We start from the raw sequence: 19224 nt of genomic DNA, 5'->3' as shown, positions 1-19224 counted from the left end.
ATGGCGCGTGGGACGGGCGCGCCCTGCCCCCAGCGCGGATCATTTCCCCAAGCTATAGGGCCTTGCGCGGGTTCACGTCCAGCAAAAGGGCGTGATCGGCAGGTGTGGTGGCGCCTTGGTCACGCTCGACGAACTGGCGCAGCTTGGAGAGGTTCTTGCGCGCGAGCACGCCGAGCGCCGAGACTGGCCCACCCAGATGATTGGCGCGGATCGCCCGATAATCCTCGACCATCTTGCGCCGCAGATGCGCGAGCGAGCGGTTGCTGACGCCGCCCAGCCGCATCTTGTAGAGAAGCTCGGGCAGATAGACCGCGCGACCTTGGAGCGCGCTGAAGACACGCAGCATGAAGTCGTAATCCGCCGCGATCCGGTAAGAGGTGTTAAAGCCTCCCAGCCGCGCATAGGTGGAACGCCGCAGGTAGAGCGTCGGGTGCGCGGGGGCCCAACCCCGGCGCAGCTTGGCCGGGGTGAAGCCGCCATTGGCCCAGTGACGGATCACCGTACCCGGATCGCCGCGCAGGACATAATCGAGATTGGCGAAGACGGCCTCGACCTGCGGATCGGCGAAAGCCGCGGCGACATGGGCCAGCGCATCACCATGGGCCAGCATATCATCGGCATGAACGAAGCCCACGACCTCGCCCGTGGCCCGCGCGATACCCTTGTTGAGCGCATCGTAGAGCCCTGCATCCGCCTCGCTGAAAGCTATCATCCGAGAATGGCGCGCAGCCTCGATCGCCGCGAGGGAGCCGTCGCGCGAGCGCCCTTCGATTATGAGATGCTCGAGATCGCGGTGGCTCTGCCGTGCGACCGAGGCGATGGCGTCGCCGACGGTGTCCTCGGCATCGTAGACCGCAGTGATCAGGGAAATCTTCATCGACCTTACCCATCCGTTAGGAACTCCACTAACGCTGCGTCAACACGATTAAGAATTTCCTAACGCCATTCCGGCCCCTCCTGCGCGCCATGTGAAAAGGCCGGGCGCTGTGGCCCGGCCTTCTCTCGTCTTCGATCTTGCGATCATTCCGCAGGTTTAGCCTGCGCGCCCTGCGGTGCGGGCGGCGGGGTCGGATCGGCCCCGTAGAGATCGCCCGGCAATTCGGAGGGCATCGCATGATCGGCCTCCTCGTCGCTCTGGTAGCGCTGGTTGTGGCGATAGAGCATCAAGGGATCCCATCGCAGCGCTTTCAGCAAGCCGATGAGGATGAAGAAGCACACGATCGCGAAGGGGAAGCCCGCGACGACCGCCGCCGCCTGCAGCGCGTTCAGCCCGCCTGCGAGCAGCAGCACCGAGGCCACCGCGCCTTCCGTGATCGCCCAGAAGATCCGCTGAACCTTCGGCGGATCGGCATCGCCGCCCGCGGTCAGCATGTCGATCACGAAAGAACCCGAGTCCGAGGAGGTCACGAACCACATCACGATCAGGATCACAGCGAAGCCCGACATCAGGCTCGCCAGCGGGAAATGCTCGAGCAGCGCGAACATCGCGTCGCCATAGGCGTTTTTCGTTGCATCCACGATGGTGCTGTCACCGCCCAGCGAGATGTCGAGCGCGGTGCCCCCGAAGGCGCAGAACCAGAAGAACATGATCGTGGTCGGCAAGAGCATCACGCCCACCACGAATTCGCGGATCGTGCGCCCTTTCGAGATGCGCGCGATGAAGACGCCCACGAAGGGCGACCAGGAGATCCACCACGCCCAGTAGAAGATGGTCCAGCTATTCTGCCACGAGCCGTCCTTCTGCCACGCCTCGGTCCACGAGCCCCAGCTGACGAGCTCCGCGATGTAATCGCCATAGCTTTGGACGAAGAGGTCGAAGATGAAGATGGTCGGCCCGACGATCACCATGAAGGCGAGGAACACGATCGACAGGCCGATATTGAGGTTCGACAGTCGCTTGATCCCGCCATCGAGGCCCGCCACGACCGAAAGGGTCGCAGCCGCCGTGATGCAGGCGATGATGATGATCTGTACGAAGGGCGATTGGTCGATGCCGAAGACGGTGCCGAGGCCCGAATTGATCTGCATCGCGCCCAGACCCAGCGAGGTCACGATCCCGAACATGGTGCCGAACACCGCGAGAATATCGACCGCAGAGCCCCACGGCCCGTAGATCTTCTCGCCCAGAAGCGGATAGAGCGCCGAGCGGATCGTCAGCGGCAGGCCCTTGCGGAAGTGGAAATAGGCCAGCGCCAGCGCCACGACCGCATAGATCGCCCAGGCCTGAAAGCCCCAGTGCATGAAGGCGATGGTCATCGCTTGCCGGGCGGAGGCTTGGGTTTCCGCCTCACCGACAGGCGGGGCGAAGAAGTGATACAGAGGCTCTGCCACGCCCCAGTAGATCAGACCGATCCCGATCCCGGCCGAGAACAGCATCGCCGTCCATGAAAAAAGCCCGTAAGCGGGCTTGTCGGTCATGCGACCCAGTCGGATATCGCCATAAGGTCCGAAGGCGAGAAAGACCGTTGCGGCGAGGAATAGGTTCACCTCGACGATCAGCGCCCAGCCTAGATTGGTCGCGAGCCAGTCCTGCAAGCCGGTGAAGAGCGCCTTGGCCTGATCGCTGAACATGGCGCCGAAGATGATGAACCCGATGATGAGGACCGCAGAGACGAGGAACACCGTCTTGTGGACCTTGGGGAATATGAACAGCCGTTCTTGCGGCATCTTATCGTGCATTGGTCTCCCTTTCTGTTGGTGCGCCGGATCGCGTCGGTTGACGAAACTGGGCGCCCAATCCCCGCACGTCTCGGCAGGGTTCCCTCGGATCGATCAATGTTTCATGCGTGCGCCGGGTTCCGCCGATTTGTGAAAAAGCAAATCGCACGCGACGGAATGGAGGGGCTTGGCAGCGAGGAGATTTTCGCCCAATCTGCCGCGCAGGGCTGAAGGCGATGGCGTCGCCGGCGCAGCTTGCGCCCGCCCTGTCTCACCCATCCTGCACGCCGGGATCTTGCTTTGTCGCAGCGCGCGACGGGGGAAGATCGTCCCTCGGCGCGCTGTGGCCTCTGATAAGGAAGAGTGCCGATGGACCGTCCTGCTTTTTACCGCTTTCACCAAGGCGAGCGCATCCTGCCCTTCGCCGCCACCGAATACGACGCACGGCTCGCGGGTCTGCGCGCGGCGATGACCGAAGCGGGCATTGAGGCCTGCCTGTTCACCTCGATGCATAATATCGCCTATTACTCGGGCTTTCTGTACTGCGCTTTCGGGCGGCCTTACGCGCTGGTCGTGACACCGACCGACAGCGTGACGATCTCGGCGGGGATCGATGCCGCGCAGCCGTGGCGGCGCTGCCATGGCGATAACATCACCTATACCGACTGGGCGCGGAACAATTACTGGCGCGCGATTGCCTCGGTGACGGGCAAACGCCGCGTTCTGGGCGTCGAATCCGATCACCTGACGCTGGCGCAGGCGGCGCTCCTGCAGGATTTCCTCGAGCCCTCGCAGACCCATGACATCGCCCCGGCCACGATGCGGCAACGGATGCACAAATCCCCCGCCGAGATCGCGCTGATCCGGCAAGGCGCGGCCGTCGCCGATGTGGGTGGCTACGCGATCCGCGAGGCGATCCGCGAAGGTGTGCGCGAAATCGACGTGGCGATGGCGGGCCGCGACGCAATGGAGCTGGAGATCGCCAAGCGCTTTCCCGAGGCCGAGTATCGCGACACCTGGGTCTGGTTCCAGTCCGGCATCAACACCGACGGCGCGCATAACCCGGTGACGGGGCGCGTGTTGCAGCGTGGCGATATCCTGTCGCTGAACACCTTCCCGATGATCTCGGGCTATTACACGGCACTGGAGCGGACGCTGTTTGTCGGCGAGGTCGATGATGCGTCGCGCGCGATCTGGGAGGCGAATGTCGCCGCTCATGAATACGGGATGAGCTTGCTCAAGCCCGGCGCGAGTTGCGCGGAGGTGACCGAGAAGATCAACGCCATCTTCGCTGAGCGCGACCTGCTTCAATACCGCACCTTCGGCTATGGCCACAGCTTCGGGATGCTGTCGCATTACTACGGGCGCGAAGCGGGGCTGGAGCTGCGCGAGGATATCGACACGGTGCTGGAGCCCGGCATGGTGATCTCGATGGAGCCGATGCTGACGATCCCCGAGGGCCAGCCCGGCGCGGGCGGCTACCGCGAGCACGACATCCTCGTGATCACCGAGGACGGCGGCGAGGACATCACCGGCTATCCCTACGGCCCCGCGTTCAACGTGGTGGGTTGAGGTGACCCGAACACGCGGGCGGCGCGCCTGCCCGCGTGGACATGACCGAAAAGAGGTCACGCGCGGCCTGCGCAAAGCGGGTACTATTGACGAATACTGGGGGATTGTGGCGGAGCGGAAGGGATTCGAACCCTCGAGACGGTTCCCCGCCTACACACTTTCCAGGCGTGCGCCTTCGACCACTCGGCCACCGCTCCGCCGGCGGGTTTATCCGCAAATCCGGGCGGGATGCAAGACCCGAACCGGAATAATGCGCAGGTCATGAAAAAGCCCTGAAATCACGCGGGTTCGGCGCTTGCGCGCCTGCGCGGCGGCTCCTAGCATAAGAAAAACCGGTTACGGCCCCGTCAGGGTCAGGCACAGGAAGATGATGAAGATGAAGGACACTCCCGATGAGGGCCACCCTGCCCTGATCGATGGGCGCGCGTTCGAGCCGCGTGCGCTCACCAATGTGCTTCTGGGCATCATCGCCTTTGCTCTGGCGCTGTTCCTGATGGTGCAGGCGAAGTTCATCCTGATCTCGCTGGCCATCGCGATCATCCTGTTCTCGCTGACTTCCGAGGCGATCAACGCGGTCGGGCGGCTGCGCATCGGGCCGGTCTCGATTCCGCCGCGTCTGGCCTCGCTGGTGGCGCTGGCGCTGATCGCGGGAAGCCTTCTGACGCTGAGCGCGGTGCTGATCTCTCAGGTCAACACGGTCGTGACGATGGTGCTGAACTATGCGGGCCCCGCGCAGCAGGCGATCGCGCAGCTCTTCGGCTGGATGGGCCCCGAGGTCGAGCAATCGGTGCTGGAATCGATGCAGAGCATTCAGGTGGCGGGCTATCTGACGACCTTGGCGGGTCAGGCCTCGAACCTGCTGTCGGCCACGATCCTGATCATTCTCTTCGTGGGCTTCCTCTTTGCCGAGCGGATCTGGTTCGACGCCAAGCTCAACTCGCTGATGGGTGATTCCGAGAGCGCCGAGCGGATCGCGCGAATGGTCGGCACGATCATGCGCCGGGTGAACCACTACCTTCTGGTGAAAGCCATCGTCAGCGCGGTCACCGCCGTCGCGGTCTACGGCGTCTTCACCGTAGGAGGGTTCGATCTGGCGCTGCCGGTCGCGATCATCACCTTCGCGCTGAACTTCATTCCCTCGATCGGCTCGATCATCGCAACCGTCATCGCGACGCTCGCGGTCTATGTGCTGACGCAGAACCCCTATACCGCGGGCACGGTGCTGATCGCGGTCGGCATCCTGCAATTCGTGATCGGCAACGTGATCGACCCGATGCTGATGGGCCATGCGCTGCGGCTGTCGAGCTTCGGGATCATCATCTCGCTCGCCTTCTGGGGCGCTGTCTGGGGGCTGCCGGGGATGTTCCTCGCCGTGCCGATCATGGTGGCGCTGATGATCATCTGCGCCCAAAGCCCGCGCCTGCGCCCCTTGGCGGTGCTGCTGTCGCGCGAAGGTCTGCCGGATATGGAGCATTAAGCGGCGCGACCGAAAACGGGGATTGGATTGACCGGCACGAGGCTTAGATAGGGAGGCAAGGAGACCCTATGACCATTCCCTTCGACAACAGCTATGCCCGCCTGCCCGACAGCTTCTTCGAGCGTCAGCCGCCCCAACCGGTGAAAGCGCCCGAGCTGGTGATCCTGAACAGCGACCTTGCCGAGCGTTTGGGGCTCGATGCCGATTGGCTGGAAAGCCCCGAGGGGCTCGCGATGCTGGCGGGCAACACGATGCCCGAAGGCGCCGAACCGATCGCACAGGCCTATGCGGGCCATCAGTTCGGCGGCTTCGTGCCGCGTCTGGGCGACGGGCGCGCGGTGCTGCTGGGCGAGATCGTGGCGCCGGACGGCAAGCGCTTCGATCTGCAACTGAAAGGCGCGGGACGCACGCCGTTTTCGCGCGGTCGCTCTGACGGGCGGGCGTGGCTCGGGCCGGTGTTGCGTGAATATGTTCTCAGCGAAGCGATGGCGAAGCTGGGCGTGCCGACGACGCGCGCGCTGGCCGCCGTGCGCACGGGCGAGACGGTGGTGCGCGACGCCTCGGGGCGTCCCGGTGCGATCCTGACCCGCGTCGCGCGCAGCCATATCCGCGTCGGCACCTTCCAGTATTTCGCGGCGCGCAATGACCGCGAAGGATTAAGAACGCTTCTCAACACATTGATAGAGCGCCACTATTCAGATTGTAAGACACCACTTGAGGTGCTGCGCGCGGTCGCGGCGAAGCAAGGCGAGCTGGTCGCGAAATGGATGGCAATCGGCTTCATCCATGGCGTGATGAACACCGACAATATGGCGCTTTCGGGCGAGACGATCGACTATGGCCCCTGCGCTTTCATGGACCACTACCATCCGGGGCGCGTCTTCTCTTCCATCGACCAACAAGGGCGTTATGCCTATGCGCGCCAGCCGCAAGTGGCGGTCTGGAACCTCGCGCAATTCGCGACCTGCCTGATGCCGCTCATCGGTGACGATGATGCCGCCATCGAACAGGCGAGCGCCGCGGTCGACAGCTTCATCGGCGTCTATCAGCGCGAGTGGCTGCGACTGATGGGCCGCAAGATCGGCATCGCGGAAGCGACCGAGGACGATCTGCCACTGATCGAGGATCTGCTGAACCGCATGTCGACCGAGAAAGCCGATTTCACGCGCGTGTTCAGTGCGTTGCGGCGCGATCCTAAGACAGCGAGCAAGGAATTCACCGAGCCGATGGCCTTTGATCTCTGGCGCGAGGGCTGGGAAAAGCGGATCGCCAGCGAGGATGATCCGCACTCCGTCATGGCCGCCGCGAACCCGCTGCGCATCCCGCGCAATCACCGGATCGAGGAAATGATCGCGGCGGCGGTCGAAGGCGATGACAGCCCGCTCCATAGCCTCATGGCCGCGCTCGCGGATCCCTATGCGGAGGACCCGCGTTACGCCGCATATGAAGCTGCGCCGAAATCCGATGAACGGGTGTATCGGACCTTCTGCGGCACATAAAGAACACCCTGTAAGGCACTCAGAAAAATGACACTTCGGATCGCTTCCTACAATCTGCACAAATGCGTGGGGACCGACCGCAAGCATGATCCGGCGCGGGTCGTGAATGTCATCAATGCGCTGCATGCCGATGTGATCGCCTTGCAGGAGGTCGACAAGCGCATGGGCGAGCGGCCAGCGGCGCTGCCGCAAAAACTGATCGAGGAAGAGACCGACTTCATCCGCCACGACATGCCCCGCACCACCGCCGCCTCGTTGGGCTGGCATGGGCAGGTCGTGCTGGTGCGGCGCGGCTCGCGGGTGCTGGGGGTCGAGCCGGTCACCCTGCCCGGCCTCGAGCCACGCGGCGCCATCGCGGTGAATATCGCCCCCGACAGCGGCGCGCCCTTCCTGCTGATCGCGGCACATCTGGGGCTGCGGCGCACGGATCGGCGCGCGCAATGGGCGCGGATCGCGGAGATCATGGCCGGGGTGAAACCGCACCCCACCCTCGCCATCGGCGATTTCAACGAATGGCGCGCGCGGCACGGGTTCGAGGCGCTGACCGGGTTTCACATCCATGCGCCGGGCGCGACCTACCCGTCGCGCGCGCCGATCGGCCAGCTCGACCGGATCGTGACCTCGCCGGGTCTGCGCGTGGTGCGCAAGGGCGTGCTGGATACGCCGCTGGCGCGGGTGGCCTCGGATCACCTGCCGATCTGGGCCGATATCGGTGGCATCGTCACCCGGGCGCATCCCAGTTCGTGACGCGCCTTGAAGGCCGATCACACCCGCGCTAGGTGGGCCTTGACCATCCGGTCAGGAGCGCCCCATGACACCCGAACCCACCGACCACGATAACCTGCTCGGCTCGATGCTGATGATCCTCGCGATGGCAGGGTTCGCGCTGGAGGATATGTTCATCAAAATGCTCGCGGGCGACTGGCCGGTGGGGCAAATTCTCGCCGCCGTGGGGCTTGGCGGCGCGACGATCTTCGCGGTGCTCGCCAAGCTTAAAGGCGAACGGATCTTCACCCGCTCGCTGCTGTCCTCGGCGCTCTGGCTGCGCAATCTGGGCGAGATCGTCGGCACCGGCTTCTTCGTCTCCGCCGTGGCCTTCACGCCGCTGGCCCAGGCCACCGCGATCCATCAGGCGACGCCGCTTGCGACCACGCTTGGCGCGGCGATCTTTCTCAAGGAGCGGGTCGGCTGGCGCAGGCTCTCGGCCATTCTGATCGGTTTTCTGGGCGTGCTCGTCGTGATCCGCCCCGGCACGGACGAATTCTCGATGCTCTCGCTTCTCGCGGTCGGCGCGGTCATCGGCCTGTCGATGCGCGACGTCACGACGCGGCGCGTGCCGCGCGATGTGACCTCGCTGCAGGTGGCGACGCTGGGCTTCTTCTGCGTGCTGCCGCTAGGGTTGGTGCTGTTGGCAGTCCTGCCCGAGCCGATCGTCACGCCCGAGCCGATGGATTGGCTCTACCTTGCGGGCGCGCTCGCGATCGGGCCGGTGGGCTATTACGCGCTGATCGCCTCGGTGCGGCTGGGCGAGATCGCGGTCATCATGCCGTTTCGCTATTCGCGCCTCGCCTTCGCCGTGGTGATTTCGACCGTCGTTTTCGCCGAGCCGCCGGATCGCTGGACGCTCATTGGCGGGGCGGTGATCGTGGGCTCTGGCCTCTACGCGCTGTGGCGGCAGGCCAAATTGCGTCGTGAAGGCCGCCGTTAGCGGTAACATTTCTTCCAGAAATCGCCCTTACGGCCTTTTCGCAGGCGCAGCACGGGTGTATGCACCTAGCCAAGCATCAACCGGAGCCCGAGGAGAGCGCCCCCCATGAGCACCATCATCGACATCCACGCCCGCGAGATTCTCGACAGCCGTGGCAACCCCACCGTCGAAGTCGACGTGATCCTCGAAGACGGCACGATGGGCCGGGCGGCCGTGCCCTCGGGCGCGTCCACCGGCGCGCATGAGGCGGTCGAACGCCGCGACGGCGACAAGGCCCGCTACATGGGCAAAGGCGTTCTCGAAGCGGTCATGGCCGTGAACGGCGAGATCGCGGAGAACCTCGTCGGCGAGGACGTCACCGAGCAGGTCGAGATCGACCGCGCGATGATCGAACTCGACGGCACCGAGAACAAGGGCCGCCTCGGCGCCAACGCGATCCTCGGCGTCTCGCTGGCTTGCGCGAAAGCGGCCGCCGACTTCTCGACGCTGCCGCTTTACCGCTATGTTGGCGGCACCTCGGCGCGTGTCCTGCCGGTCCCGATGATGAACATCATCAATGGCGGCGAGCATGCCGACAACCCGATCGACATCCAGGAATTCATGATCATGCCGGTCTCGGCGGGCAATATCCGCGACGCGGTGCGCATGGGTTCGGAAGTGTTCCACACGCTGAAGAAAGAGCTTTCGGCGGCAGGCATGACGACGGGTCTGGGCGATGAGGGCGGCTTCGCGCCGGAACTCAGCTCGACCACCGCCGCGCTCGACATCATCCTGAAGTCGATCGAGAAAGCGGGCTACAAGCCGGGCGAGGACATCTACCTCGCGATGGATTGCGCCTCGACCGAATATTACAAGAACGGCAAATACGAGATGAAGGGCGAAGGCCTGTCGCTGACCTCGGAAGAGAATGTCGACTATCTCGAGAAGCTGCTGGGCGCCTATCCGATCATCTCGATCGAAGACGGCATGGCGGAAGACGACTGGGAAGGCTGGAAGCTCCTGACCGAGCGTCTGGGCGACAAGGTGCAACTGGTGGGCGACGATCTCTTCGTGACCAACCCGACGCGTCTGGCCGATGGCATCAAGCAGGGCGTCGCGAATTCGATGCTGGTGAAGGTCAACCAGATCGGCACCCTCACCGAGACGCTGCAGGCCGTCGATATGGCGCATCGCGCGGGCTACACCAACGTGATGAGCCACCGCTCGGGCGAGACCGAGGACGCGACCATCGCCGATCTCGCGGTCGCCACGAACTGCGGTCAGATCAAGACCGGCTCGCTGGCACGTTCGGACCGGCTCGCGAAATACAACCAGCTGATCCGTATCGAGGAATCGCTGGGTGAGACCGCGGAATATGCGGGTCGCTCGATCCTGCGCTGAGCGCGTCTTGAATTGAGACACCCAAGCCCCCGGCGGAGCACGCGCTTCGCCGGGGGTTTTCGTTTCGCCTTCGGCGAGGATATTTGAGCCAAGCCGAAGGGGCGATTGCGCCGCGCCGCGATCCGCGTCACTGTCGGGCCATGATCAAGGCTCTGATTTTCGATGTGTTCGGCACCTGTGTCGATTGGCGCAACTCGGTCGCGCATGAGGTGGAAATCGCCTTTCCCGGGATCGATTCCCTTGCCTTCGCAGATGCGTGGCGCGCCGAATACGATCCTGCGATGCGGCGCATTCGCGACGGCGGGCGCGGCTATGTGGCGCTCGACGATCTGCATCGCGAGAACCTGCACCGGGTGGCGAAACGCTTTGCGGTCTCGGCGCCCGATAGCCTCTCGCATGTCTGGGAGCGGCTGACCCCGTGGCCCGATGTGGTCGGCGGCCTTCACGCGCTGAGGCGCCATGCGATCATCGCGCCCTGTTCCAACGGGTCCATCGCGCTGATGACGCGGCTTGCGCGCCATGCGGGGCTGCCGTGGGATTGCATTCTCGGCGCGGATATCGCCCGCGACTACAAACCCAAGCCCGAGGTCTATCTGGCCTCCTGCGCCGCGCTGCGCCTGCCGCCCGAAGAGGTGATGATGGTGGCCGCGCATAACGACGACCTCGCAGCTGCCCGGCCCTTGGGGCTGCAGACAGCTTTCGTGCCGCGCCCCACCGAATACGGGCCCGCTCAGGACAAGGACCTTGTGGCGAGCGAGGAATGGGACGCGATCGCGCCCGATTTCGAGACGCTGGCGAAGGAGCTTTTCGCATGAGTGAGGCCGACGCGATCATCGAAGCCCTCGGTCTCGCGCCCCATCCCGAGGGCGGACATTACCGCCAGACCTGGGAGGCGGAGGCCGCAGACGGTGCGCGCCCGGCGGGCACCTGCATCTATTTCCTGCTCAAAGCGGGCGAGCGCAGCCATTGGCACCGGGTCGATGCGACCGAGATCTGGCATTTCCACGCAGGCGCGCCGGTGCAGCTCGATATCGCGCCGCAGGAGGCGGGGCCGGTGCTGGAACTGCTGTTGGGCCCCGACGTGCTCGGCGGCGATCAACCGCAGGGGATCGTGCCCGCGGGCCAGTGGCAATCGGCGCGCTCCACCGGGGCGTGGAGCCTCGTCAGCTGCACCGTCTCGCCGGGCTTTCGCTTCGAGGGCTTCGAACTGGCCCCGAGAGGCTTCGACATCCCCCGCTGATCACCAGAGCCCGATGCTCGCCCAGCGGGCCAGTTGATCGAGCCAGCTGACAGGCGGCCACCAGAGCAGCGTCAGCACGATCACCGCGCCCACCAGCCCGACTGCCAGCGCCAGCTCGCGCCGGTGGCACAGCGTCTGCGCCGCCGCCGACCACAGCAGGTTGCGGATCACCGGCCAGTGCAGCTTGATGTGCCAGATCCCGGCGAAGATGAAGAGCACCCCCATCGCGAGGTGCAAAAGCTCCCAATCGGCGCGGTTCAGCGCGAGGAGCGACCAGTCGATATCCCGCGCCACCCGGCCCGAGGGCGCGATGCTGACGACGAGGCCGGAGATGACCATGACGACGAAGCTGAGCCCCGCGAGGAAGACTGCGGCGGCCCGGTTCGAGAACGGGGCCTGCTTGCGCGCCTGCGGCGTGGGATAGGGATCGGTTGGAGTTTCAGACATAGAATTACCCTCTGCGTTGAGGCCAATCTTAGCGCCGTCCGCCGCGGCGCGGCATGATCGGCGTCAAGTGATGTGAATTTAGCCGGGCCGCGAGACCTTGCCGCCGCCGATCAGCGCCGACACCCCGGTCGTCGAGGGCCCCGAGGTTGCCATGCCGCGCGCCACCCGCACCGCGAGATAGGCGAAGGCCTGCGCCTCGAGCATGTCGCCATCGAGCCCGATATCCTCCACCGGCTGCACCGGCACGTTCATGCGCCGCTGCAAAGCGACCATCAGCGCGGTGTTGAGCCGCCCGCCGCCGCAGACATAGATCGCCTTGGGCGGCGTCGGGTAATGCTCGCCCGCACGCGCGACTGAGGCAGCCGCGCAGGCCGTGAGCGTGGCTGCCGCATCCGCGTCGTCCAGCTCCGCCACGCGGGTCAGGATGTCGTGGAAATCGTTTCGGTCGAGCGATTTCGGCGGCATTTTCAGGAAATAGGGATGCGTCAGGAAGGCCTCGACCATGGCCTCGTCAACGCGGCCCGCCAACGCCAATTCGCCCCCCGCATCGAACTCGGCCTTGCGCCGGAGCCGCATCAGGTCGTTAATCGGCGCGTTGGCGGGACCGGTGTCAAACGCCAGAACGGCACCGGGCACTTCTGCCGAAGGCTGGCGCGGATCGACCCAAGTGACATTGCCGACGCCGCCGAGGTTCAAAAACACCGCCGGCGCGTCGAGCTTGGCGTATTTCGCACAGGCGAAGTGGAAGAACGGGGCGAGCGGCGCGCCCTGCCCGCCCATCTCCACATCGGTGGAGCGAAAATCCCAGACCACCGGGCGCGACAGCACCTCGGCCAGAACCGAGCCATCGCCTGCCTGATGGGTGCGGCGCGGGCCCTGCATTCCGTAAGGATCATGGGCGAGCGTCTGGCCGTGAAACCCCACGACCTGCGCCTCTCCCAATCCGCTGAGCAGTTCCGCATGGGCGGTCTCGACCACCTCGCAGGCCTCTTCCACACCAGGCTCGCCGGGCCAATGCCCGAGAGCCGCGTGGAGCGTCGCACGCTCGGCCTCGGTATAGGGGCGGTAGTCGCTGCGGCCGAAATCGAGAATGCGGGTTCCGTCGGTCAACACGAGCGCCGCGTCCACCCCGTCCAAGGACGTGCCCGACATGGCGCCAACTGCCCAGACCGGCCCGGATTTCAACATGGCTTCCCTCTCGTCGCCTGCCCCGATATACGCACGCTCAGACGAAAGGAACAAGCACGATGACCTACCATCCGAAATCAGACTTCATGCGCGTGATGATCGAGCGGGGCTTTCTGGCCGACTGCACGGATTATCAGGGGCTGGACGAGGCTTTGGCGAAGGGGGTCGTGCCGACTTATATCGGCTATGATGCGACGGCGAAGTCGTTGCATGTCGGCCACCTGCTGAACATCATGATGCTGCGCTGGCTGCAAAAGACCGGCCACAAGCCGATTACCCTGATGGGCGGCGGCACCACGAAGGTCGGCGATCCGTCGTTCCGCTCCGATGAACGCCCGCTGCTGACGCCCGAAGCGATCGACGAAAACATCGCCGGGATGAAGCAGGTCTTCGCGAAATACCTGGATTACGGCGACGGACCGACCGATGCGCTCATGCTGAACAACGCGGAATGGCTCGACGGGCTGAACTACCTCGAATTTCTACGCGATATCGGGCGGCATTTCTCGGTCAACCGGATGCTGTCCTTCGAGAGCGTGAAATCGCGGCTGGATCGCGAGCAATCGCTGTCCTTCCTCGAATTCAACTACATGATCCTGCAGGCCTATGACTTCCTCGAACTGAACCGCCGCTACGGCTGCCTGCTGCAGATGGGCGGCTCGGACCAGTGGGGCAATATCGTCAACGGGATCGATCTTACGCGCCGTGTGCTCGATCACGAGATCTACGGGTTGACCTCGCCGCTTCTGACCACCTCGGACGGCCGCAAGATGGGCAAGAGCCAGGGCGGCGCGATCTGGCTGAACTCCGACATGCTGAGCCCTTACGAGTTCTGGCAGTTCTGGCGCAACACGACCGACGCCGATGTGGGCCGCTTCCTGAAGCTCTATACCGACCTGCCGGTGGCGGAATGCGAGCGCCTGGGCGCGCTGGAAGGCTCCGAGATCAACGCGGCGAAGGTGCGTCTGGCCAACGAGGTCACAGCGCTCTGCCACGGCTGGGACGCGGCGCATGCCGCCGAAGCGACCGCGCGCGAGGTCTTCGAGAAAGGTGGCGTGGGCGACGACCTGCCGACGCTTACGCTGACGATCGAGGAACTGGGCGACGGGATCAGCCTTGCGCAGCTCGTGGTGCGCTCGGGCCTCGCGAAATCGGGCAAGGACGGCAAGCGGCTGATCGCGGAAGGCGCGCTCAAGGTCGATGACGAGACCTGCGCCGATCCGGGCCGCATGTTCACCGCCGCCGATCTGGAGACCCCGGTGAAGCTGAGCGCGGGCAAGAAGCGCCACGCGCTGGTCGAAGTCGAGTAAACCTTTCGGGCGCGCCTCATGCGGGCGCGTCCAAGCCCCTTTCCCGATCCGGTCGGCTGTGGCACTCTTTGCTCATGAGCAAGGTCACCAATCTCAATCAGTTTCGCAAACAGCAGGCCCGCGCGAAGAAACGCGAGCAAGGCTCTGTGAACGCTGAGAAATTCGGACGTAGCAAAGCCGAGAAGACACTGCAGGAAAGCCGCGCCACGAAAGAGCGGCGCGATCTCGACGGGCATCAGCGCGAGCATGACGAATGAGCCGACCGAAGAAACGCTCCCTGACGCTGGGCGGGCATCGCACCTCGGTCACGCTGGAGGATGAATTCTGGCGTGCCTTCCGCGACATCGCGACCGAAAAAAACCTTGGTCTCAATGAGTTGGCAGCCGAAATTGATGTGGATCGCGGCACCGAGACGGGCCTTGCTACGGCCATCCGCCTCTACGTTCTGGCCTATTACCGGGCGCGCGCGATCTCGTAAGGCAGGCCGCGGCGCACGGCGCTTTCCGCCGCCCATGCAAGCTCCTTGCGCGAGCGGTAGTCGGAGACGGAGAGCGGCGTGTGGAACACCACCTCGACCGCGCCTTGCCGCTTCTGGGCTAGCACCTTAATCAGATGCGGCCCGAAGCCCATATCGCCCCACCAGCCATAGAACCTCACGTCCTCGCCCGCGGGGGGCGTGTAGACGACGGTGACCGGCTGGATCTGCATCACGCGCTCCAGCCCGTGGCTGTAGAAGGCCTGAAACAGCGTCGGCTTGAAGGGCAGCACCCGGCGCGCATCGGTCGAGGTGCCTTCGGGGAAGAACAGCAGGTGATGGCCCGCGCGGATGCGATCCTCGAACAGCCCCTGCTGCGTCTTGGCCTCGCGCGGGTCGCGCTTGATGAAGACGGTGCCGGTGGCCCGCGCGAGCCAGCCGACGAAGGGCCATTTGGCGACCTCTGCCTTGGAGACGAAATAGACCCGCTGGCAGGCGTTGAGCGCGAAGATATCGAGCCACGACCCGTGATTGGCGACCACCGCGCCGATCTTGGTCATCGGACGCCCGGTGACGCGGTACGAAATCCCGAGGATCGGGAAGCTCATCCGGCACACCGCCTGCGTGATCCACGGCGTCCAGGGGCGCACCAGCCCGTGAACCGGGCGCTCCACCAGCCGCACCAGCAGCAGCACGATCAGCCCGATCAGCAGCATCAGCCCCCAGATCAGCCCCCGCAACACAGCCCGCGTCCAATCGAGCGCGCCAAGCGGTTTGGGATCGGGTTCGTCCTCGATCCAGCTCACGCGCGGCCCTCGAAACGACGGGTGTAGAAGCTGCGATGCTTGTCGCTCATCGCCTTGGTATCCATCAGCAAAAGGACATCGGTGGTGTTGAACGGACGGTCGATGAAAGCACCCTCGCCCACAAAGCCGCCAAGCCGCAGATAGGCCTTGATCAGATTGGGCATAGCGGCCAGCGCCGCGCGCCGATCCAGCGCCTCCTCGGGCACGAGGTCCATCGGCTGATAGGCTTCGGGCCGTGCGCGCGGGCGCATATGTTCGGGCGCAAGATGGTGGTGATGCAACCAGGAGAGCGGCGCTTTCAGCATCTCGGCATCGGTGCCGTGGAAGGAGGCCACGCCGAAGAGAATCTCAATGTCATGGGCCAACACATAATCGGCGAGCGCGTTCCACAGAAGCAGCATCGCCGCCCCGCCGCGATAGTCCGGATCGACGCAGGAGCGGCCCAGTTCCAAGAGTTTGCGCCCCGTGCCGATCAGCGGCGAAAGGTCATATTCGCTGTCGCAATAAAACTGCCCTGCGCGCTCCAGCCGATCCGAGGGCAGCAGCCGATAGGCCCCCACCACATGCTCGCCTTCCGCGCGTGCCGGGTCGACCAGCAGCAGGTGATCGTAGACGGGGTCGAGCCGGTCGCTTTCCAGACGATTTTCGTGATCGACCGTCTCACCGCCGCCGCCGAGCTCTTCAACGAAAACGCGATAACGGAGCCGCTGCGACGCCACGAGATCGGCGGCATCACGGGCCAGCCTGATTTCGAATGCGGCGCTGTCGATCACGGGCGTCCTCCTGCCGATCTTCGCTGGCCCGGTTTAGAAAGCCGCGCCCGGATTGGCAATATCGCGCGGTGCGCGCCGTGTCATCGGCGCATCACGGAGGGTTCAATCGCCACATCCAAAGGTTGAAGGTTTCCCACACGACCTCACGAAGCTGTTAACCATTCGTCAACTTTGTTCAGAGAAAACCAATTCCAGCGCGACCCGCCGCCCGTCCAGGACAAGCTTGCCTTGATGCTCGAAATTTACCGTCACTTTTTCGCCGATACGCGATTGAACCTGTCCGGTGCCCCAGTCGGGCTGGGCCGGGTTTCTGACCAGCATGCCGGGTTCGAGAATTTCATAGATCACATTTCACCTATTGGAGAGTTTAATGCCATTCGAGACCGCCAATGCCGGTACGGACGACGATGATTTGACCGCCCTTGTGGGCTCGCGCCTGTGTCATGACCTTATCAGCCCGATCGGGGCGATCGGCAATGGGGTCGAATTACTCTCCATGACGGGCGATACGCCCGGCCCCGAGCTCGAGTTGATTACCCAAAGCGTGGCGGCGGCGAATGCGCGCGTCAAGTTCTTCCGGGTGGCGTTCGGGCGGGCCGGCGCGGAACAACAGCTTGGCGAGGCGGAAGTCGCCGGAATGTTGGGCGAATTATCGGCGCAGAGCCGTCTGGACTACGAGTGGAAAGTGCCGGGCGATGCGCCGCGCACCGAGGTGAAGCTGGCGTTTCTCGCGATGCTCTGCCTGGAGACCGCGCTGCCCTTCGGCGGCACGCTGCGCGCGCTGCCCTGCGGCGATGGCTGGATGATCACCGCGCGGTCCGAAAAAGCACGGCCTAATCGGGAAGTTTTCGCCGTGCTCGACGGCGCCCAGATGGAGCTGACGCCCGCGCGGGTGCAATTCGCGATGCTGCCGCGCGAGGCGGCGCGGCAGGGTCGCAGGCTCGACTGGTCGGTCGACACCGAGGGCGGCACGATCGCGTTCTGAGCGCTCAGGGATGTTCGGTGCGCCTTAGGGGCGCACCGAACCATGCCCCGTCACAAGATATTTGAACGATGTCAGTTGCTCGGCACCCACCGGGCCCCGCGCATGCATCTTGCCGGTCGCGATCCCGATCTCTGCGCCCATCCCGAACTCGCCACCATCGGCGAACTGGGTCGAAGCGTTGCGCATCAGGATCGCGCTGTCGAGCCGCTCAAAGAAGCGGTCGGCGGCGGCGTCATTCTCGGTCAGAATCGATTCCGTGTGCTGGCTGCCATAGCGGCGGATATGTTCGATCGCGCCATCCACGCCGTCCACGATCTTCGCCGCGCAGATCATATCGAGGAATTCGCGCCCGAAATCTTCCGCGCTCGCCTCGGTGACGCCCTCGATCGACAAGAGCTCCCCGGTGCCGCGGACCTCGACGCCCGCCTTCAGCAGGTCCTCGATCAGCACGCCGCCATGGGTGTCCCAGAAAGCGCGGTCGATCAGCAGACATTCCATCGCACCGCAAATCCCGGTGCGCCGGGTCTTGGCGTTCACCACCACGGCCCGCGCCTGATCCAGATCGGCGGCCCCGTCGGCATAGATATGGCAGATACCCTCGAGATGGGCGAAGACCGGCACGCGCGCCTCGGCCTGCACCAGTCCGACGAGCCCCTTGCCCCCGCGCGGCACGATCACGTCGATGAATTCGGTCGCGCGCAGCATCTCAGCCACGGCGGCGCGGTCGCGGGTCGGCACAAGCTGGACTGCCGCTTCGGGCAGCCCTGCGGCGCGCAGACCTTCGAGCAGGCAGGCATGGATCGCACGGCTGGAATGGAAGCTCTCCGAGCCACCGCGCAGGATCACCGCATTGCCCGATTTCAGGCACAGCGCGCCTGCATCCGCGGTCACATTGGGCCGCGATTCATAGATCACGCCGATCACGCCAAGCGGCGTACGCACGCGCTTGATATGCAGCCCCGAGGGCATGTCCCATTCCGCGATCGTGTCGCCCACCGGATCGCGCTGCGCAGCCACCGCCCGCAGACCCTTGGCGATCGCCTCGATCCGCGCGTCGTCCAGCATCAGCCGGTCCATCATCGCGGGGCTCAGCCCCTTCTCCGCGCCGTAGGCCATATCCTCGCCATTGGCGGTAATGATCTCGCCCTTGCGCGCGAGCACCGCATCGGCGGCCGCTTCCAGCGCCTTTTTCTTCACCTCAGCGCTGGCGAAGGCCAGCTCCGCCGCCGCCGCACGCGCGGCCGCGCCCATCGTCTCGATCAGCCCTTTGGCGTCCATGTCGTCTTTCATTGCGCACCTCTACCGGATTTCCCGGTCTGTCCCGTCTTCACCCATTGCGCCAGCTTCACCGCCAGCACGATCCACGGCAGCCCGTGCATCACCAGATCGAACCAGTCGATCGGACGCACCAGCGTGCCCGCCATCAACATCTTCAGCTTTTCCCAGATATGTGGCTCTGGGGTGAATGGTGCGAGACCGAGCAGTGCTGCGAAAAGCACCGCCTGCAGCAGGGTGATGTGGTCGAAAACCTGTTTGATCCAGCGCATACGCTCCTCCCGAAACTTCGCCCGGATATAAGCGACAGATGCGCGTTTCACAAACGCAACTTTACCGTAAAGGAGGGGAAAGTGGCGCGGTTGACGGGGCTCGAACCCGCGACCCCCGGCGTGACAGGCCGGTACTCTAACCAACTGAGCTACAACCGC

Annotated in this window: 21 protein-coding genes and 2 tRNA genes; 12 read left to right on the top strand and 11 right to left on the bottom strand. The window is 64.6% G+C overall.

From position 1 onward, the window contains the following. Positions 1 to 52: 52 nt before the first annotated feature. Together BMI91_RS12425 and BMI91_RS12420 are read right to left on the bottom strand one after the other, a co-directional pair. The gene (locus BMI91_RS12425) at positions 53 to 877 is read right to left on the bottom strand and encodes a glycosyltransferase family 2 protein (RefSeq protein WP_078605141.1); all 825 of its coding nucleotides are present in this window, start codon (positions 875 to 877) and stop codon (positions 53 to 55) included. A gap of 143 nt (positions 878 to 1020) precedes the next feature. Next, a complete protein-coding gene (locus tag BMI91_RS12420) occupies positions 1021 to 2679 on the bottom strand; it encodes a BCCT family transporter (RefSeq protein ID WP_078605140.1) in 1659 nt (552 codons plus the stop codon). A 348-nt stretch (positions 2680 to 3027) separates the two neighbouring features. Between BMI91_RS12420 and BMI91_RS12415 the strand changes: the two genes are divergently transcribed. Then, positions 3028 to 4230, top strand: coding sequence for an aminopeptidase P family protein (locus tag BMI91_RS12415; protein ID WP_078605139.1), 1203 nt, complete (start codon positions 3028 to 3030; stop codon positions 4228 to 4230). Between the two features lie 107 nt (positions 4231 to 4337). Here the strand turns inward: BMI91_RS12415 and BMI91_RS12410 are convergent. Next, a tRNA-Ser gene (locus BMI91_RS12410) sits at positions 4338 to 4427 on the bottom strand. Between the two features lie 179 nt (positions 4428 to 4606). Here BMI91_RS12410 and BMI91_RS12405 point away from each other — a divergent pair. The 7 genes from BMI91_RS12405 to BMI91_RS12375 all read left to right on the top strand — a co-directional run bounded on the left by BMI91_RS12405 (position 4607) and on the right by BMI91_RS12375 (position 11534). Then, on the top strand, positions 4607 to 5707 hold the full coding sequence (locus tag BMI91_RS12405; protein ID WP_078605756.1) for an AI-2E family transporter: 1101 nt from the start codon (positions 4607 to 4609) through the stop codon (positions 5705 to 5707). Between the two features lie 68 nt (positions 5708 to 5775). Beyond that, positions 5776 to 7206: a protein adenylyltransferase SelO gene (locus tag BMI91_RS12400; protein ID WP_078605138.1), complete on the top strand. Its 1431-nt coding sequence runs from the start codon at positions 5776 to 5778 to the stop codon at positions 7204 to 7206. A 27-nt stretch (positions 7207 to 7233) separates the two neighbouring features. Continuing rightward, positions 7234 to 7953: an endonuclease/exonuclease/phosphatase family protein gene (locus BMI91_RS12395; RefSeq protein WP_078605137.1), complete on the top strand. Its 720-nt coding sequence runs from the start codon at positions 7234 to 7236 to the stop codon at positions 7951 to 7953. A gap of 64 nt (positions 7954 to 8017) precedes the next feature. Further along, positions 8018 to 8914: a DMT family transporter gene (locus tag BMI91_RS12390; protein ID WP_078605136.1), complete on the top strand. Its 897-nt coding sequence runs from the start codon at positions 8018 to 8020 to the stop codon at positions 8912 to 8914. Between the two features lie 105 nt (positions 8915 to 9019). After that, a complete protein-coding gene (gene eno / locus BMI91_RS12385) occupies positions 9020 to 10294 on the top strand; it encodes a phosphopyruvate hydratase (protein WP_078541333.1) in 1275 nt (424 codons plus the stop codon). A 140-nt stretch (positions 10295 to 10434) separates the two neighbouring features. Further along, on the top strand, positions 10435 to 11109 hold the full coding sequence (locus BMI91_RS12380; RefSeq protein WP_078550649.1) for a haloacid dehalogenase type II: 675 nt from the start codon (positions 10435 to 10437) through the stop codon (positions 11107 to 11109). Then, positions 11106 to 11534, top strand: coding sequence for a cupin domain-containing protein (locus tag BMI91_RS12375; RefSeq protein WP_078550651.1), 429 nt, complete (start codon positions 11106 to 11108; stop codon positions 11532 to 11534). Before BMI91_RS12380 ends, BMI91_RS12375 begins: the two co-directional genes overlap by 4 nt. Here the strand turns inward: BMI91_RS12375 and BMI91_RS12370 are convergent, their stop codons facing one another. Further along, the gene (locus BMI91_RS12370) at positions 11535 to 11981 is read right to left on the bottom strand and encodes a DUF4405 domain-containing protein (RefSeq protein ID WP_078605135.1); all 447 of its coding nucleotides are present in this window, start codon (positions 11979 to 11981) and stop codon (positions 11535 to 11537) included. It abuts the gene before it with no gap. A gap of 78 nt (positions 11982 to 12059) precedes the next feature. Then, complete coding sequence (locus BMI91_RS12365) at positions 12060 to 13169, bottom strand: anhydro-N-acetylmuramic acid kinase (RefSeq protein WP_078601552.1); 1110 nt, start codon at positions 13167 to 13169, stop codon at positions 12060 to 12062. 59 nt (positions 13170 to 13228) lie between these two features. On the opposite strand from BMI91_RS12365, the gene tyrS reads away from it, so the two are divergent. From tyrS to BMI91_RS12350, 3 genes are all read left to right on the top strand, one after another. Beyond that, the gene (gene tyrS / locus BMI91_RS12360) at positions 13229 to 14479 is read left to right on the top strand and encodes a tyrosine--tRNA ligase (RefSeq protein ID WP_078605134.1); all 1251 of its coding nucleotides are present in this window, start codon (positions 13229 to 13231) and stop codon (positions 14477 to 14479) included. Between the two features lie 74 nt (positions 14480 to 14553). After that, positions 14554 to 14736, top strand: coding sequence for a DUF4169 family protein (locus BMI91_RS12355; RefSeq protein ID WP_078605133.1), 183 nt, complete (start codon positions 14554 to 14556; stop codon positions 14734 to 14736). Beyond that, complete coding sequence (locus BMI91_RS12350; protein ID WP_078523132.1) at positions 14733 to 14957, top strand: ribbon-helix-helix domain-containing protein; 225 nt, start codon at positions 14733 to 14735, stop codon at positions 14955 to 14957. The genes BMI91_RS12355 and BMI91_RS12350 overlap by 4 nt, the downstream gene beginning before the upstream one ends. Here the strand turns inward: BMI91_RS12350 and olsA are convergent. The 3 genes from olsA to BMI91_RS12335 all read right to left on the bottom strand — a co-directional run bounded on the left by olsA (position 14933) and on the right by BMI91_RS12335 (position 16878). Next, positions 14933 to 15760: a lyso-ornithine lipid O-acyltransferase gene (gene olsA / locus BMI91_RS12345; RefSeq protein WP_232621756.1), complete on the bottom strand. Its 828-nt coding sequence runs from the start codon at positions 15758 to 15760 to the stop codon at positions 14933 to 14935. The two genes, BMI91_RS12350 and olsA, sit on opposite strands and share 25 nt — an antisense overlap. Further along, the gene (gene olsB / locus BMI91_RS12340) at positions 15757 to 16533 is read right to left on the bottom strand and encodes an L-ornithine N(alpha)-acyltransferase (RefSeq protein ID WP_093477119.1); all 777 of its coding nucleotides are present in this window, start codon (positions 16531 to 16533) and stop codon (positions 15757 to 15759) included. The genes olsA and olsB overlap by 4 nt, the downstream gene beginning before the upstream one ends. A gap of 165 nt (positions 16534 to 16698) precedes the next feature. Beyond that, on the bottom strand, positions 16699 to 16878 hold the full coding sequence (locus BMI91_RS12335) for a DUF3553 domain-containing protein (protein WP_093477165.1): 180 nt from the start codon (positions 16876 to 16878) through the stop codon (positions 16699 to 16701). A 25-nt stretch (positions 16879 to 16903) separates the two neighbouring features. Between BMI91_RS12335 and BMI91_RS12330 the strand changes: the two genes are divergently transcribed. Beyond that, the gene (locus BMI91_RS12330; protein WP_078605132.1) at positions 16904 to 17518 is read left to right on the top strand and encodes a histidine phosphotransferase family protein; all 615 of its coding nucleotides are present in this window, start codon (positions 16904 to 16906) and stop codon (positions 17516 to 17518) included. A gap of 24 nt (positions 17519 to 17542) precedes the next feature. On the opposite strand, the gene BMI91_RS12325 is transcribed toward BMI91_RS12330, so the two are convergent. The 3 genes from BMI91_RS12325 to BMI91_RS12315 form a co-directional block, all read right to left on the bottom strand. After that, positions 17543 to 18808 carry a glutamate-5-semialdehyde dehydrogenase gene (locus tag BMI91_RS12325; protein WP_078605131.1) on the bottom strand — a complete coding sequence of 422 codons (1266 nt, stop codon included), beginning with the start codon at positions 18806 to 18808 and terminating at the stop codon, positions 17543 to 17545. After that, the gene (locus BMI91_RS12320; protein WP_078523129.1) at positions 18805 to 19065 is read right to left on the bottom strand and encodes an RND transporter; all 261 of its coding nucleotides are present in this window, start codon (positions 19063 to 19065) and stop codon (positions 18805 to 18807) included. The genes BMI91_RS12325 and BMI91_RS12320 overlap by 4 nt, the downstream gene beginning before the upstream one ends. A gap of 82 nt (positions 19066 to 19147) precedes the next feature. After that, a tRNA-Asp gene (locus BMI91_RS12315) sits at positions 19148 to 19224 on the bottom strand.

This window comes from Thioclava sediminum, from assembly GCF_002020355.1.
Classification (GTDB): domain Bacteria; phylum Pseudomonadota; class Alphaproteobacteria; order Rhodobacterales; family Rhodobacteraceae; genus Thioclava; species Thioclava sediminum.
Note: the sequence above shows the minus strand (reverse complement) of the source record. Positions and strands in the feature narration are given on the sequence as shown.

What these genes read in the sequence shown, in the direction of transcription:
- BMI91_RS12425 (WP_078605141.1), bottom strand. Translation starts at nt 877, where the DNA reads ATGAAGATTTCCCTGATCACTGCGGTCTACGATGCCGAGGACACCGTC.
- BMI91_RS12420 (WP_078605140.1), bottom strand. Translation starts at nt 2,679, where the DNA reads ATGCACGATAAGATGCCGCAAGAACGGCTGTTCATATTCCCCAAGGTC.
- BMI91_RS12415 (WP_078605139.1), top strand. Translation starts at nt 3,028, where the DNA reads ATGGACCGTCCTGCTTTTTACCGCTTTCACCAAGGCGAGCGCATCCTG.
- BMI91_RS12405 (WP_078605756.1), top strand. Translation starts at nt 4,607, where the DNA reads ATGAAGGACACTCCCGATGAGGGCCACCCTGCCCTGATCGATGGGCGC.
- BMI91_RS12400 (WP_078605138.1), top strand. Translation starts at nt 5,776, where the DNA reads ATGACCATTCCCTTCGACAACAGCTATGCCCGCCTGCCCGACAGCTTC.
- BMI91_RS12395 (WP_078605137.1), top strand. Translation starts at nt 7,234, where the DNA reads ATGACACTTCGGATCGCTTCCTACAATCTGCACAAATGCGTGGGGACC.
- BMI91_RS12390 (WP_078605136.1), top strand. Translation starts at nt 8,018, where the DNA reads ATGACACCCGAACCCACCGACCACGATAACCTGCTCGGCTCGATGCTG.
- eno (WP_078541333.1), top strand. Translation starts at nt 9,020, where the DNA reads ATGAGCACCATCATCGACATCCACGCCCGCGAGATTCTCGACAGCCGT.
- BMI91_RS12380 (WP_078550649.1), top strand. Translation starts at nt 10,435, where the DNA reads ATGATCAAGGCTCTGATTTTCGATGTGTTCGGCACCTGTGTCGATTGG.
- BMI91_RS12375 (WP_078550651.1), top strand. Translation starts at nt 11,106, where the DNA reads ATGAGTGAGGCCGACGCGATCATCGAAGCCCTCGGTCTCGCGCCCCAT.
- BMI91_RS12370 (WP_078605135.1), bottom strand. Translation starts at nt 11,981, where the DNA reads ATGTCTGAAACTCCAACCGATCCCTATCCCACGCCGCAGGCGCGCAAG.
- BMI91_RS12365 (WP_078601552.1), bottom strand. Translation starts at nt 13,169, where the DNA reads ATGTTGAAATCCGGGCCGGTCTGGGCAGTTGGCGCCATGTCGGGCACG.
- tyrS (WP_078605134.1), top strand. Translation starts at nt 13,229, where the DNA reads ATGACCTACCATCCGAAATCAGACTTCATGCGCGTGATGATCGAGCGG.
- BMI91_RS12355 (WP_078605133.1), top strand. Translation starts at nt 14,554, where the DNA reads ATGAGCAAGGTCACCAATCTCAATCAGTTTCGCAAACAGCAGGCCCGC.
- BMI91_RS12350 (WP_078523132.1), top strand. Translation starts at nt 14,733, where the DNA reads ATGAGCCGACCGAAGAAACGCTCCCTGACGCTGGGCGGGCATCGCACC.
- BMI91_RS12330 (WP_078605132.1), top strand. Translation starts at nt 16,904, where the DNA reads ATGCCATTCGAGACCGCCAATGCCGGTACGGACGACGATGATTTGACC.
- BMI91_RS12325 (WP_078605131.1), bottom strand. Translation starts at nt 18,808, where the DNA reads ATGAAAGACGACATGGACGCCAAAGGGCTGATCGAGACGATGGGCGCG.
- BMI91_RS12320 (WP_078523129.1), bottom strand. Translation starts at nt 19,065, where the DNA reads ATGCGCTGGATCAAACAGGTTTTCGACCACATCACCCTGCTGCAGGCG.